The organism is Subtercola endophyticus, from assembly GCF_021044565.1.
Classification (GTDB): Bacteria; Actinomycetota; Actinomycetes; order Actinomycetales; family Microbacteriaceae; genus Subtercola; species Subtercola endophyticus.
Window position 1 is genome coordinate 2,663,115 of the sequence record NZ_CP087997.1, and the last position, 14,831, is coordinate 2,677,945.

The following is a 14,831-nucleotide window of genomic DNA, read 5'->3' on the forward strand; positions in this document are numbered from 1 at the left end:
CGCGCACCACGGGCAACCCCGCCCCACCTCGCAACCGAGCACCACGGGCAACCCCGCCCCGCGCCACGCATCAGCTCGAGGCGACCGCCCCCACACTCAAAATCGTGTTCAGCGCCAGCACCACGATCAGCCCGTTGAAGAAAAAGCTCAGCACCGAGTGCCACACCACCGTGTACCGCAGCCGCGTGCTCAGCACCTCGACATCCGAAGCCGCGAACGACGTACCGAGCGTGTACGCGAAGTACACGAAGTCGACCAGCCCAGGGCTCGGCGTATTCGGAAACCGCATCGGAGGCGTCGCCGACCTGAAGTAGTTCTGCTGATAGATCTGCGCGAATCCCCAGTGCAAGAATCCCCACGACAACAGCATCGCCCACACGCCGACGACGTTGAACAACGGCCCGTAATGCGGATCGTTCCGCAACGTCAGCAACTGCACCGCCGCCACCACGCCGACCAGGCTCGCCGAGAACGTTCCGATGAACGACACCACCCGCACCGGCAGACTCAGCTCGAGTCGCGACGGACGCCCCTCGGCCGTGCGTCGCAGACGGCTCAGGATGCCCAGCAGCAGCACGGCGACGAACGCGTAACTCGTTCCGAGAGTGCACCACAGCAGCTGCGAGAACAGCGACGAGTCGTCGTCGTCAGCCGAGATGAAGGTGACACCGAGAATCACCATGACGACCTGAACCGCCACGCTGACGACGAAGACCGCGATGACCACGCGGCCCCGCCGGGCTTGCACCTCGCCGTCACGGCGCTTGCGAACATCCGCTCGCCTGCCGCCGCGGCCCGCAACAGCAAGGGTGGCCTCGGCGCCTACTCGCTGCGCGGCGCGGCCCCGGGCATCCGTCTCGCCGCTCTCGCCGGCGAGAGCGGTTGCTTCGGACGGGAGCGACGGGTGCAGCGGTCGCTCTCGTCCGGAAGGGTCGCTCTCGCCCGGCGACGGTGCCGGCGGCGGCTCGGAGTCGCCCGAACTCACAACCCGCTCCAGTGCCCCGGCGGCAACACCACCGCGAACGCCCGCCCCACAACGTCAGACCGCCCCACCATCTTCAGGCAGTCCGAGGTCGACGCCGTGGGGGGCCTGCCGCGGCAGGCGTAGATCGAGTCGTTCGAGTTCGACCGATGGTCGCCGAGCACGAAGTACTGCCCCGCCGGAACCGTCACCGTCGGAAAACACCGCTGCGACTCCGGAGTCGTCGTGCAGTCGAGCACACCGGGTTGATACGGATAATCCTCATAGATGTACGGCTCATCGAGCGCCACCCCGTCGACCGTCACGCGCCCCTCGGCATCGCAGCACGACACCGTCTGCCCCGGCCCCGCGATCACCCGCTTCACCAGCGTGTGATCGAGCGACGGCCCGACCCCGACTATTCCGCTCAGCCACTTCACCGCATACGACAGCGGATTCGACGGAGCCGCCGCCGCCTCACCCCACAGATCCGACGCGTTGAACACCACCACGTCACCCGGCTTCGGATTCGCCCCGAACTCGTAACTGATGCGGTCGACCAGAATCCGGTCGCCCACCGCCAGCGTCTGCTGCATCGACCCCGAGGGAACGTAATACAGCTTCACCACGAACGCCTGCAACAAGGCCAGCACCACGAAGGCGGCTACCAAGTTGAACCAGAAGCTCCCTGTAATGCGCCGGATGCCCGTGCGCTTGCCCCCCGAAGAACGCCCCCGCCCAGCAGCACTCCGGGCCGGGTCCACCGGCTGCCGACCGCCGCTCGCAGCACCCTCCTGGGCATTTCCGTCAGCACCCCCCACAGAAGGCGCGGCACCCGACCGCGCTCCCCCGCCATTCGCACCGTCGCCACCCGCGCCACCCGCCCGCGCTCCCGCCCCCGCCGCCCCATCACCCTCCGGCACAGAACCACCCGCGCCACCCGACCGCATTCCTCCGCCCAACGCCGCGCCACCCGACCGCGCTCCCCCGCTGGCCGCACCATCGCCACCTGCACCGCCCGACCGCGCTCCCGAGCTCGCCGCACCGTCGCCGCCCGCGGCACCCACCCGGACTCCCGACCCCGCCGCCACATCACCGTCCGGCAGGGCACCCCCCGCGTCACCCGGCACCGAACCCGGCACCCCCTCGCCCGCGTCACTCATCGCGCCCCGCTTCCGGCCCGACAACCGCCAGCAGCCCGATCTCCACCAATTCCCCGACCGCAGCCCCCACGAGACCCTCAGCCAACCCTTCGCCCGGGTCGCCGTGGACCTCCACGACGGCCTCCACGATCTGCCCCCGGCTGCGTGGCGCGAGCTCCACCGCCTCGATGATGGTCGGAGCGATGCCGCCGAGCACCCGAACCGTGGTTCCGCTGAGCACGATCATCGACTCCCCATCACGCACAGCGTCAGCGTACCCGGCGCGCAGCAGCTCCCCGTCTGACGTGTCAGTGTTCTCAGCCCGCGCCGACGCCTCTGCGTTCGCACCTGTCGCTGCGCCGCCGGCTGCGTCCGCACCAATCGCGTGGCCACCGTGGGCCGCCGCCCCGCCCGCAGCAGCACTCGGCGGAGCCGCTACGCCCCGATCATCCACCTCTCGCGCAGCGAAAGCACCCCGGTCATCCACCTCGCCCGCAGCCGAAGCACCCCGATCATCCACTTCGCCCGCAGCCGAAGCACCCCGATCATCCACCTCGCCCGCGCCCGCCGCCGCACCACGCACCAGCGCCCCCGCCCCATCGCCCGCCGCCCGCGCCTCGGCGAACAGCCGCGCGAACACCTCGGGCAGCGTCGCCGCCTCGCCGTACGTCACCGCGCGCAGCCCACCGCACGCCGCGAGCACCTCCACGAGCCGGCGCAGCGGCTTCTCCCGCTCGGGCAGATAGCTGATCTGCGGCACGAGTTCTTCGACCGACTCCGCCACGCTCACCGGCCGGATGCTCGGCACACCCTCGTGCCCCGGCTGCCGATCGAGCATCACCACCCCCACCAGCTGAAGCGCACCCGACGGCGCATTCAAGCCCAACTCCGACGGCGACACTTGGTCTTTGTAATACTCGGGCGGAGGCTGCTTCACCGAGAGCGGCTTGCCGTACGCCAGCACCCCGAGGTCGTCTTGCACGGCCAGCGTCTCGTCGGTGACATACTCGAACACCGTTCCCAGGGCGATCGACGCCGTCGTCTTTCCGCGCCCCGACGGCCCGATGAACGCGATCACGTCGCCCGTCGCGGGGTCGGCGACTCCGCCCGCGTGGAACATCAACAGCTCTCCCCGCCGCGCATCGATCGCGAGCCGCGTGATGAGCCCCGAGAGATGGTCGGCCAGCGCCCGGTAGGTCGGCGCGGTCGCACGCTGTTCGGCGAGCGCGGCAGGGTCACCCGCAGCCACGCCGGCCGCTGCAGAAGCCTCCGCGGCGGCGAGCGCGGTGGCGCGCTGCTCCGTCTCAGCCCGCACAGAGGCGCGGATGATCGTGGCCCCCTCAGGCGCAACCGACGCCTCGCGCGCCTCACACCACTGCCACGACTCCAGAAACTGCCGGGCATCCGCTTCGCTCACACCCTCGAGCGCCACGGCGAACGGCTGCTGCAGCGCAGTTAGCGTGACCCACGACCCCATCACCCCAAACTACCGTGCCGTGCCCACCGGTGCTTACGCGCCCGCGCCGCCCGGTTCGCGGCACCCCGTTCGCGGCCACCCCGTTCACGGCACCCCGTTGATCAGGCCTGCCGTTACGGGGCGCCGGGCGACCCAGGCACCGCGCACGAGGTGCCGCTGCAGCCTGCCGTCAGCGTCGATCCGCTCACCGCCATGGCGACGACTCCGCCCGTGTCACTGTCGCCGACCTGAGCGTTCACCGACCCGGTGCCGCCGATCACGACGTTGGAGTCGTCTTCGGTCACAACATTGTTGTTTCCCTGCGACGTGACAGAGACGTCATCGTAGCCGTCGCCGCCGATGGTCAGGCCCCCGCCGGTCGCCGCGCCGGAGGCAATGCTCGGCTGCGCAGCCATACCCTCAGACCCCGACGCCGAGGTCTCTGCACTCGAAGCGTCACCCGAGTCGCCGGGATCGCCCGAATCGACCGAATCACCCGAGTCGCCGGAGGTGATCACCGAATCGGTCACGTCGACCGCGTTGAGGCCGCTGGTATCGGTATCTCCCGTATTGGCGTTCACAGGCCCGTTGTGATCGATGAACACGTTCGAGTCGTCATAGGTGACGAGCTGGTTATCACCCACGACGTGCAGCGAGTGGTCCTCGTATCCGTTGATCGACGACCCACCCGGAACACCCGAGAGCCCAGACCCGACCGACGACGCACCGGACTGCAGCGACGCGTCTCCTCCCGCGACCACCGGCTGCTGCGTGCTCGCCCCCGACACCGCGCTCGACCCAGACACTGCGCTAGCCCCAGACACAGCGCTCGACCCAGGCGCGGTTGTCGACCCCGACCGGATGCTCGATCCCGACGATGACAGGGCGACGATTCCGCCTCCCGTGGCCGACCCGGTATTGGCCACCAGCGAACCGTTCTGGCCGATCGACACGATGGAGCCGTCTGTTGCGTACACCTGATACCAGGTCTCGTTCGTCGATCCTGCGGTGACGACAGGCGTCACAACGACGGGCACTCCGTAGCTTGCGGAGCTCGCCGCCGGTGCTGCGCGACTTGCAGAGCTCACCGCCGGCGCCGCGCGACTTGCAGAGCTGACCGCCGGCGCCGAGACATCAGTCGAAGCCGGTGCGAGTGGCGCGACCGACGCCTCGCCAGCAGGCGACGCCTGCACCACGATCTCGACGATCTGCGGTTGCGACGAGGCACCGGTCGCTGGGGCACCCGTCGACGGCGCCCCCGTCAACGGCGCAGCGCCCGATGAACCATCCCCCGAAGAACCACCGCCCGGCGAGGCGCCGCCCGATGCCGCGATGTCCCCGCCGCCCAATCCATCGTTTGCAACCACAGAGGCAACCGGCCGCTCCGAAGCGTGACTCAGCTGTTCGCTGAGAATCCACCCGCCGAGCAGGCCGACGGTGCCGGCCAGCAAACAGATCACCAGCGTCTTCGAGTCGAAACGCCTCACATCATCACTCAAGGTCGCAGCTTTCGAGAAGGCTCGCCAGTGCGACGAGCACGAGTTGGCCCCCACACCGCCTGCGACTCTGTCGCGTCAACCGGTGTGCATTGGCACACAGGTTAGGCCGTTCCGCGAGCGGCAACGTGGCCCTCTCGCTCCCACCCGCCATCCCGCTCGGCGCCCCGCGAACAGGCGCCACCCACCCTGGCGGCACCCGCCTGAGCGGCACTCGCGCGGGCGGCACCCACCCTGGCGGCACCCGCTCGAGCGGCACCCCCTTTAGGGCTTTTCTGCTGGTCAGAGGTCAAATTACAGTCGATATCAGACCAACGACCTTTGACGCAGCGAGGGCATTTTCGAAGGTCTTTCAGCCCAAGCATCGACGCTCGCGACCGCAGCCGACGCTGCTTGCGAGCGCCGACTCCCGACCCGAATGCGACTCACATCATGGCCCTGCGCTCTCGCGACACCTCACTCCCCACAAACGGCGACACCACCGAGACTCCGGGCACCGCTGACACCACGCCCGCCGGGTTCAGTCGACGCACGTTAGTGAAGAGTGCAGCCTGGTCGGTTCCCGTCATAGCGCTAGCTGTGGGCGCCCCCGCGCAGGCATCCTCGACCCCGCACGGCTGGACTCCCTGCATCTGCGGCGGCAAGAACGGATCGGGCCCCTACGGCCAGAACGACAACGGGCAGTACCTCGTCGAAGAGCACCTGCTCATCATCACGTATGACCGCATTCCGCAGAACACCATCGATGTCAACGTTCGTTTTCTCGACGGCACCAGCAAGAACTTTCACTACGACTTCAAGAACTGGCCTCTCACCCCGGGCTCGAACCAGCTGACCATCAACCTCGCCGGCTATTCCACCACCGGCCCGGCCTGGGTGCAGGTCGACGGCTTCAACTCGCACTACTCCGACCCGATGTGCCCCGCACCCTCCACTAACAAGTAAAGCGCATTCCTTCTCACTCGCCACGTTCCGCCCTGCTTGGTAGCATGACGACAATGGACATGTCGGGGCAGTTCCAAATCGCAGTCATCATCGAAGACAGTCCGGACATCAGCGGGCTTATCGACACGGTGCTCACCGCCGCCGGCTTTCGCACCGTCGTGACCACCAACGGTCTCGACGGCATCAATGCTGTGCGTGAGTATTCGCCCGTCATCACCACGCTCGATGTCAACATGCCGGGCATCGACGGGTTCGAGACGGCTCGGCGCATCCGCAGTTTCAGTGACACCTACTTGATCATGCTCACAGCTCGCGACGACGAGATCGATACCCTCCAGGGCCTGGAGGCCGGCGCCGACGACTACCTCATCAAACCCTTTCGCCCACGCGAGTTGCGCGCACGCATAGCGGCCATGCAGCGCCGGCCACGCGCCATGGTGAGCCTGGCCGAGCAGCGCGCAACCGTGGCCTCACCCGACGCGACCGGCAACGCGACAGGCACAGGCACAGGCACCAGCACCGGCACCGCGACAGGCACCGGCACCGGCGAACCTGCAACCGGCGCCTCGGGCCGTTCGACCTATCCCCGCGAAGATGGGTGGGTCGGCTACAACGGGCTGTTCATCAATGAAGAGATGCGTCTGGCCGAGAAAGACGGCATTCCGCTCGAACTCACGCGAAGCGAGTTCAGTCTGCTGGTCGCTCTCGTGAACAGCGGCCGTCGCGTTCGCAGCAAGACAGACCTCGCGCTGCTCTTGCGCGGAGAATCCGAATCGCCCTCGACGTACGTGAGCGAAAGCGACAAGCGGGCGATCGAGGTGCATATCGTGAACCTCCGGCGCAAGCTGGGTGATGACCTGCGCGACCCGCGCTTCATCGAGACGGTTCGCGGAATCGGCTACCGAATGGCCGCAGCGCACGACGCCTCCTGACGACCGCTACGAAGGCGGCCGAGCTGGAGTCGAACCTTCGGGCTCGTCTGAGTGACCGACCTCGATGTGATTGCCGCCCGCCGCTCGGGTCAGCTGCGTCACCTCATCGAGCGCCGCCGCCAACACGGTCATGTCGTAGCCGAAGACGTCGGTGCTCACGACACCGAAGCTCGCTGTCGCCCGCAGGCTCTGCGATTCGTCGATCGGATGGTCGACCAGCGCGTCTCGAATGCGCCGGGCGAGTTTCGGCGCCTCATTGTCGTTGATCACGACCATGACGATCACGAACCGGCCGGCTCCCGGATGCCCGAGCAGAGCACCTGTGGGTGCAAGCGCTCGAACGATTTTCGCCACCTGGAGAATGACACCGTCTCCGAAATTTCGACCGAGAGCGGTATTGATTTCGGGCAGGCTATCGATATCGATTGCGATCATCGCCAGTCGCTCCGACCGTGCTGCCGCTCGCTCGAGCCAGTCCTGCCACTGCTGCGCGAAGGCCGAAGCCGAGAGCAGGCCCACCACCGAAAGGGTTCCGACCGTCAGATCACCGAGCGCGGAGGCTCCCGCGCGTTCCACCTGCAAGATCGAGAGCGAGATGGTTCCGAGCAGCACGAACGCCGTGAGGAGAATCGTCGAGATCTCCGGCCCGAAGTACGTCACGAAGAGCTCACCCTGCGGGCCGCCAATGGCAAAAGCGACGGTTCTGAGCCCGTAGTAGATCGCGACGACCCAGAGCGCTCCAGCGAGAACGCGCGCGTTCACGTTGCGCAACAGTCGCCCGCGCAGCGCCTCGAAACCGGCCAGACCCGAAAAGACGGCGATGACGGGAAAGAGCACGAGCGAGCCCTGCCACGCACCCTGACTCTGGGCAGTGACGAGGCTCGCGACAGTGACCGCGGCCGCCGCGAGCGCCACGACCACGATGTACGGTCGACGACCATTGAACGCTCGGCACCCTGACCAGATCATTCCGCTGACGAGCGAGTAAGCCGCATTGCCGATGACGAGAATCCAGCTCGCATCGCTGGTTCCGCCCCAGATGCCGAAACAGATGACAGAGAGTATCGCGCCGATGAACGACACGCTCCACAACCGACCGGCCAAGTCGTTGCGCCGGGTCGCCGTATTGAGCACAAAAGAGAAGCCGCACAGCACGACGACGATTCCGTCGAAAACCAGAAGGGTCTGAAGGTCGAGCCTCACCTCTTCTGCGCCTTTCGGTCAATCTGCCTGCGGCCGCGGCCCGTCGCGAGGTCCCCGCTCGCCGGGTGCCCGCCCGCCAGGTCGATTCAGGCCAACTCTAGCTGTTTGACGGGTAAGCGCACCACGAACTGCGAACCGACTCCGGGGATACTGCTCACCTCGAGTTCCCCACCGTGCTCTCGCACAATATTCCGGCTGATGCTCATTCCGAGGCCCGAGCCTTGGATCCCCGACTGCTGCACCGCCTCTGCCCGGAAGTATCGGTCGAAGATCTTCGCCTGGTCGAGCGCATTGAGCCCGATGCCGGTGTCACTGACCGTAATGGTGACAGAGGTATCGGTAGCCTGCACCTCGACGTGCACCGACCCACCGGGCTTGTTGTATTTGATCGCGTTGGTGAGCAGGTTGTCGATGACTTGCCGGAGCCGGAATCCATCCGCAACGATGCTCGCCGGGGCGAGAGTCTCGCCCGTCACGGTGATTCCGTGCTCCTCGGCGAGAGGATGCCGAGCCTGAATCGAGTCAGTGACGATCTGGTTCACATCGCACTCCTCGAACTTCATTGCGAGCAAGTGATCGGAGTCGGGGGCCGTGATCCGAAGATCAGCGATCAGTGCGAGCAGCCGGTCGGCGTTCGACGAGGCGATCTCCAGGTACGACGACGTGACAGGGCTGAGCGACGGGTCTTCGAGAGCCAGGTCGAGGTAGCCGAGAATCGAGGTCAGGGGTGAACGCAATTCGTGTGAGACGGTGGCGACCAGGTCGTCACGGGCCCGAATGGCCGTGATTTCGCTGGTGACGTCGCGAGTCACCATGACTCCGCCGTCGTGCTCGCCGTCGGCACCGACGATCTGCTGTGCAGAGATCGAGAGCGCCCTGCGACGCTCACCCGGTTCACCCACCCAGACGATGAAGTCGTTGTAGACGTTTCCGAGCGCAGCCTGCCGGTACGGTCGCAGCTCGTCGGGCATCGGGGTGACTCGATCCGCGTAATAGAGCGTGCTCGGCTCCGGGCTCGTCGCGGAGGCACCGAATTCGGCAACGAGCCTCTGCGACGTGCGGTTCACCAGGGTCTCGCGGCCGTGCTTGTCGAAGGCCACCACACCGAACTCGACCGAGTTCAAGACCGCATCGAGCGTTTGTTCCTGCCGCCGGGCACGACGATGTGCAGCTTCGAGCAGACTAGCCTGCTGTCGAAGCAGGGCCAGCTGGGCGGCGGAGCTCTTGGCGCGAACGAAGCTCACCGCAGCAATGAACGCGAGGGTGACGGGCACAACGATGAGGGCGGGGGCATTCGCCATCACGCTGACCGACCCGCCGACGAAGGCGCAACCCCAGATCAACGCAGCAGACCCGACCGACCCGAAAATCGCACCTCTGACGCCGAACTCGGTCGAGAGCCAGATGAGGGGAAAGACGAAGAGAATAGACGCGGCGAGATTGATGGATGCGGGTTGCGCGGTCGCGCCCAGCACTATGGATGCCGCCGCCAGCATGTCTGCGATGGGCACGACCACGATCCAGCCCGGCGTGATCTCCCCCCAGGGCAGAACAGCGGCTAATGCGGTGATGACGAAGACGGCGACGCCTCCACTGAAGAAGAATGGATTGACGACTGCGCCGCTCTGCATGATGAATTCGGCGCAAATCAAGAGAAGTGCTGTAGCGGCGAAGGGGAGTTGCGACTGGAACACAGCGCGCTCGCGCCGTTCCCGCATCGCTCTCGACCCCTCGACCACCCCTGAATCTTAGGGTGCCGAGGCCTTCTCAGTCTTTCCCCAGTCCGGGGGGCGACTCCGCGTAAGCCGGCGACACTCAGGGCTGGCCTGTGGCCGTTCCCGCAGCGATCTGGGCGACCTGCGCGGCGGTCAAGGGGAGCCAGGGCGACCCGTCGGGATCTTTCGCCGTTGTCGCCGCCGGGCTGTCACCTTGCGTCCACCACTTGGCCTGATAGGGCACGCCGTCGAGCAGAACACGATCGCCCGCCGTGTAGACAGTGGTGCCAGACCAGTTCGGATACGTTCCCGGTGGCAGGGTCGGCACAACGTACGGCGTTTCACCGGGCAGAACCGGGCCGACCAGCGACCAGGGAGTATCTGTCGTGGCTTTCACCGGATCATCCGGAGTATCACCCTGCGTCCACCACTTGGCCTCGTACACATTGCCGTGCCAGACGATCTTGGCGCCCGCCAGATACGTGGCGGTTGCCGACCAGATCGGGTAGGGGCTCGTCGCGGGGTCGTCTGCGGCAGGCCCACTAGCGCGGCCCGGGGCCGCGGGCGCCGCTGAGGAGGGCGCTACGGTCGGCGTGGCCGTAACCACGGAATCGCCGTCGGACGATGCGTCGAAGCCCCCAGCCAACACCTCGGCGAACGTCTTATCGCCTTGATCGACGCCGCTGCAGAGATTCGACACTGTCGTGACGTCGATGTAGTTGGGGCTGCACGATTGGTCGCGATTCAGTGACCACTCAGAGAGCCGGCCGAGCTGCTTCTGCTGGGCGAAGGCATTGAGCTGGCTCGCGTCATCGAGCGAAAAGACTTCGCCGGCGACATCGTTCTGGCCGATCATCGGTGTTGCGCCGAGCTTCGCCCAGAGCGTCGCGTCGGTCTGCTGCGTTCCCGAAGCGTTGTACGCCGTGGCGAGCTGATCGTGAGTCGCATTGAGCGCATCTATCGCTGCCTGACCCATCGATTCGCCCTTCAGATCGATGCCGTAGTCCATGGTCATGATGTTCACCCCGGTGAGATCCACCCCCGCGGCGAGGAATTGAGCGATCTGACGGGTTCCGTCGGCCGTGAGACCGGTCGGCATGACCGGAAGCGTCAGCCAGACGGCGAGGTCTTTGCCTGCCTTGCGGCGCTCCGCCTGAAGCGCGGCAATCGCTTCGGCTCGTCGCTCACCGACAGCCGCATCCGTCAAGCCGACGCCCTCCACGTCGAGGTCGATCGTCGAAAGCTGGTAGCGGTCGACAACGGTCTGGTACGCAGCGCTGAGGTCGCCTACGCTGGTGCAGGCTGTCGCCAGATCGGTGTTGATCGCCCCGCCGAACGACACGATCGGGTCGCCACCGACCTGTCGCAGGCGCGCGATACGCCGGTCGAGGTCGATTGATTGTGACGCGGCATCCAGCGTATAGGCCCCACCCCAGCTCGGCGTGCACTCGGTCGCCGCACCGGCGACGACGAACGACAGCACTACATTCTTCTGGCTGGCATTCGCCGGGTCTTCGAAGGCGTATTGCGGCGTGAGCGTCGTGTCGACGTAGCCGGCGAAGAAGGGAGCCTGACTGCTCGCCCTCGCCTGGTCGACCACGAAGAAGTGAAAACCGAAAACGGCGCCGGCCGCTATCACGACCACGACCGTGACGGCGAGCAGCACGCGCCCGAACGACAGACGCTTGCCTGCTCGAGGGTTCGCCGGCTCGGGAGGAGCATCTGGTAGCGACGGTGTTGTACTCATGAGGCTCGGCTTTCTGTACCGGCGGGAGCGTGACCGTGGTACAGCGCTTTCTCCCAATCGAAATCAGCGGTCGGAGTCACAGCGATCGCCCGAGGCGTGGGCACACGATCGATCCACATCCAGTCGGTGAGACCCAGCCAGACGTCGGCGAGCGAATTCACAATGCCGATGTTGTCGAGAATCGCCCACGACGCACAGATCGCGTTGAAGGCGGCGAAAGCCGCGTTGCCCCAGTTCTGATCGATCACGTTGCGCCAGACCGTGAGAACGGAGAAGGCGACGATGCCGTACGGCGCGATCACGTAGAGCAGTTGCGAGGCAGTTCGATTGCTCACCTTCGGCGTTCTCGCGAACGGAATCTTCTTGCCCGTCAGCGACTGCTCGATCGATTTGATGACGCCGGCAAGATTCACCGGCAGCAAGATCAGATTGAACCCGTAGATGCGAAAGATGTCGCTTCGCTTGTAGCCGCACGCTTTCAAGTCGCTCGCCTGAGCAATGAAGTAGGGCAACGCTGCTACGAGCACCAGCGGACTCAACAACCGGCTGTCGTACGGATAGGCGAGCAAGAACACCAGCCCGAAGCTCGCCCAGGCAATCGAGGCCATGTAGTTGATACGCAGCATGGCCTCGGTCATTCGAATCGGGTCACCCGCCCTTCTGCGCGCCTTCATCTGACGCATGAACTTCGACAGAATCAGCAGCCCGCCATTCGCCCACCGTCTGCGCTGCACGATGAGCGAACCGAAGTCGGGCGGTGTCGCGCTGTAGCTCAGCCGCTCGGGATAATTCACCAGAGTCCAACCATGCTCGCCCAGGTCGATGCTCGACTCGGTGTCTTCGATCACGGTTCGGTCTTGCACATAACGGCTGATCTCGAACCCGCCGACCGTCTCGATTTCGAGAATGTCGTCGAGCGCCTCCATTCGGATGACCGCATTGGCACCCACCCAGAAGGTCGCGTTGTATTCGGTGAGCCCCTGGTGCAGAATGTGCTGCAGATCGGTGGTAGCCCCCGCCAGGCGCTCTATGCGCGTGGGCGCGCCACGGAACGACGAGTACGGCGTCTGGGTGACCGCGACCCGCTCGTTGTCGGGTTGTTCGAGCAGATACACCAGTCGCAGACAATAATCGCGCAATAACAGTGAGTCAGCATCGAGTGTCAGCAGGTACTGCGCGTTGGGAATCACCCTGTCGGCCTCGTTGGCTGCCGCCACGGGTCGCAAGATCATTCCATCGGGCGTGCGCTCTTCACGAAAGCGGCCTCCCATTAGGCCGATGTAGGCGTTCAGGTTCATCGCCTTGTTCGCCTCGTGCGAGAGCGATGCGAACTTCTTGCGCTCGAACGTTTCGGTTTCGACGCTGAAGATCCAGACGAGCCGCCGGTGCAGTTCGAGCATCCGCTCGCTCGTCAGCTCGGCGCGATCGTTCACCGCTGCCTCGAGAGCGCTCGCGGTGAGCTCGAGGTCGTCAGCCAGCCCCTTCAGTACTTGATCGATGAAGAAGGTGTCGACGTGATCTTCGTGGGCTTCGGCGTCGGCCATGTCGCGCAGCCATTGCTCCGCCGCGCGATACTCGCCCGCCAGCGCACTGACGGATTCCGTACTGACACGCCCGTTCATCGCCACGGCGCGCTCGAACGTAACGAGCGCATCGGCGAAGCGGGTGCTCGGCTCTAACAGCGACTCCTCGATCTCGCCCGTTATGCGGCGCGTGCTCTCGAGTCGGTACGCCACGTAGGGGTCGACCGGCGCGGGAGAGTCATCGAGCAGCAACACGACGCGAAGCGACGGGTACTCCTGCAGCGCGGCCGACCAGAGAGTCTTTCTTACGACAGAGGGTTCTTCGGCGTAGGAGGGCACCAGCACGGTCATGCCCTGCGGATGCTCGGTGGCGAAGTGCCGGTCGAGTTCAGCGCGTGGCACGCGAACGTGGTCTCGAAAGCGCCGAAGTGCGCCCTGCCGGGCGACCAAGTACATCAAGGCGGAGAACGTCAGGAACGTGACGACCAGCAAGTAGAAAATGGCCTCGAGTGAGAGCCTGAAGTCTTGATTGCCGTATTCGAAGATGAGCCGCGCGACGGTCGTGATCAGGTAGAGCACCCAGGCGGTCACGGTCACCACAACAGCGATGCGGCCCCAGACGATCTTGGCGTCAGAGGGTCGCTCGTGCACGGTCGGCAGCGGAATGCGGTTGCGCTCCGAGCCCCATTGCCTCCGGCGCACAGAAGGTTGCTTCGTCGACTTCGACATGAATCCTCGTAAACAGGTTGTTGGCGTGCCGATCAGCACAGGACGCTTCGGCTTTCACAGGCTATGCGGATCACCCCCGTCGAGAGCTGCCGCTCGGGCAAAGCTGAGCAGAAACTTGCAGAACGCTAACCTTTCGCTTCGCCGTGTCTGGCGCCAAGGAGCGCACAGCCCGCTCGACCGACGCCGAGTCACGTTACGCGACGAGCATCTAACGTTTAGCGACGAATCCGCGCCCGAGCGCGGCTCACGCAACATCTCCCCGTTTTCATGATCTGTACCGGCTTCGACACCACCGTCGTCTCCGGCACTGCGAATGGGGAGAAACATGATCGAAGCCAACGGCTCACCCGAGCTGCCATCGAACGCGGCCCAGAACGCCGCGCCTGCCACTCACTCGCCGGCTCGCATCGCCGGCATCGAACGCCGCACCATCGTCAAGGGCGCCGCGTGGTCGCTGCCCGTCATCGCCCTCGCCGTCGGCGCACCCGCACAGGCCGCGAGCGGCGACGTCAACGTTGGCGCCTTCCAGCTCGACGGAACGTGTGGCGTCTTGGGCGTTCTCGGCCCCGGTTTCACGCTGACCGCAGGTGCGGTGGCGCTGCCCGTTGGAACAACGGTGACCATCCTCGGATCCGGCATCGCCAACATCGGTGTCTTCAGCGTCACCGGAGGCACGGCTTCTGTAAGTGTGCTCAGCGCCACCAGTCGGCAGATCGTGCTGACAAGCGCCGTGGCCGCGGGTGCAACGATCGCCTTCCGCACCACCCTCTCGATCTCGGTGGCGTTCACTCTCACTGCCTCCGCGACCCTTCCGACGGGGTACACCAGCACCGGAGCAAAGGCAGCAGGATCGGTTACGGCGACGCTCATCCTCTGCTCCCACACCTGATCCCTTTCCACTCGTGCCAGGGATGGCGGTCGACTTCGCGACTGCCATCTCTGGCATAGCCCGACCATCCTTTGGCAGGAAAAGAGCTCGGCA

Annotated in this window: 11 protein-coding genes; 3 read left to right on the forward strand and 8 right to left on the reverse strand. The window is 65.7% G+C overall.

The features are described from left to right. Window positions 1–70: 70 nt before the first annotated feature. The 4 genes from LQ955_RS12355 to LQ955_RS12370 all read right to left on the reverse strand — a co-directional run bounded on the left by LQ955_RS12355 (window position 71) and on the right by LQ955_RS12370 (window position 5,058). Window positions 71–985, reverse strand: a complete 915-nt coding sequence (locus LQ955_RS12355) for a DUF1345 domain-containing protein (protein ID WP_231024829.1) — start codon at window positions 983–985, stop codon at window positions 71–73. Next, complete coding sequence (gene lepB, locus LQ955_RS12360) at window positions 982–2,124, reverse strand: signal peptidase I (protein WP_231024830.1); 1,143 nt, start codon at window positions 2,122–2,124, stop codon at window positions 982–984. The genes LQ955_RS12355 and lepB overlap by 4 nt, the downstream gene beginning before the upstream one ends. Continuing rightward, window positions 2,117–3,580, reverse strand: a complete 1,464-nt coding sequence (locus tag LQ955_RS12365) for a hypothetical protein (protein ID WP_231024831.1) — start codon at window positions 3,578–3,580, stop codon at window positions 2,117–2,119. Before LQ955_RS12365 ends, lepB begins: the two co-directional genes overlap by 8 nt. A 113-nt stretch (window positions 3,581–3,693) precedes the next feature. Next, window positions 3,694–5,058, reverse strand: coding sequence for a hypothetical protein (locus LQ955_RS12370; protein WP_231024832.1), 1,365 nt, complete (start codon window positions 5,056–5,058; stop codon window positions 3,694–3,696). A gap of 429 nt (window positions 5,059–5,487) precedes the next feature. Between LQ955_RS12370 and LQ955_RS12375 the strand changes: the two genes are divergently transcribed. Then, complete coding sequence (locus LQ955_RS12375; protein ID WP_231024833.1) at window positions 5,488–6,000, forward strand: hypothetical protein; 513 nt, start codon at window positions 5,488–5,490, stop codon at window positions 5,998–6,000. A 44-nt stretch (window positions 6,001–6,044) separates the two neighbouring features. Beyond that, complete coding sequence (locus tag LQ955_RS12380) at window positions 6,045–6,932, forward strand: response regulator transcription factor (protein WP_231024834.1); 888 nt, start codon at window positions 6,045–6,047, stop codon at window positions 6,930–6,932. Between the two features lie 6 nt (window positions 6,933–6,938). On the opposite strand, the gene LQ955_RS12385 is transcribed toward LQ955_RS12380, so the two are convergent. From LQ955_RS12385 to LQ955_RS12400, 4 genes are all read right to left on the reverse strand, one after another. After that, window positions 6,939–8,135 (reverse strand): GGDEF domain-containing protein, encoded by a 1,197-nt coding sequence (locus LQ955_RS12385; RefSeq protein WP_231024835.1) that lies wholly within the window; start codon window positions 8,133–8,135, stop codon window positions 6,939–6,941. Between the two features lie 86 nt (window positions 8,136–8,221). Beyond that, a complete protein-coding gene (locus tag LQ955_RS12390; protein ID WP_231024836.1) occupies window positions 8,222–9,766 on the reverse strand; it encodes a sensor histidine kinase in 1,545 nt (514 codons plus the stop codon). 184 nt (window positions 9,767–9,950) lie between these two features. Next, window positions 9,951–11,597 (reverse strand): chitinase, encoded by a 1,647-nt coding sequence (locus tag LQ955_RS12395; protein ID WP_231024837.1) that lies wholly within the window; start codon window positions 11,595–11,597, stop codon window positions 9,951–9,953. After that, window positions 11,594–13,849, reverse strand: a complete 2,256-nt coding sequence (locus LQ955_RS12400) for a glycosyltransferase family 2 protein (RefSeq protein WP_231024838.1) — start codon at window positions 13,847–13,849, stop codon at window positions 11,594–11,596. The genes LQ955_RS12395 and LQ955_RS12400 overlap by 4 nt, the downstream gene beginning before the upstream one ends. 325 nt (window positions 13,850–14,174) lie before the next feature. On the opposite strand from LQ955_RS12400, the gene LQ955_RS12405 reads away from it, so the two are divergent. After that, window positions 14,175–14,738, forward strand: a complete 564-nt coding sequence (locus LQ955_RS12405) for a hypothetical protein (protein ID WP_231024839.1) — start codon at window positions 14,175–14,177, stop codon at window positions 14,736–14,738. Window positions 14,739–14,831 lie beyond the last annotated feature (93 nt).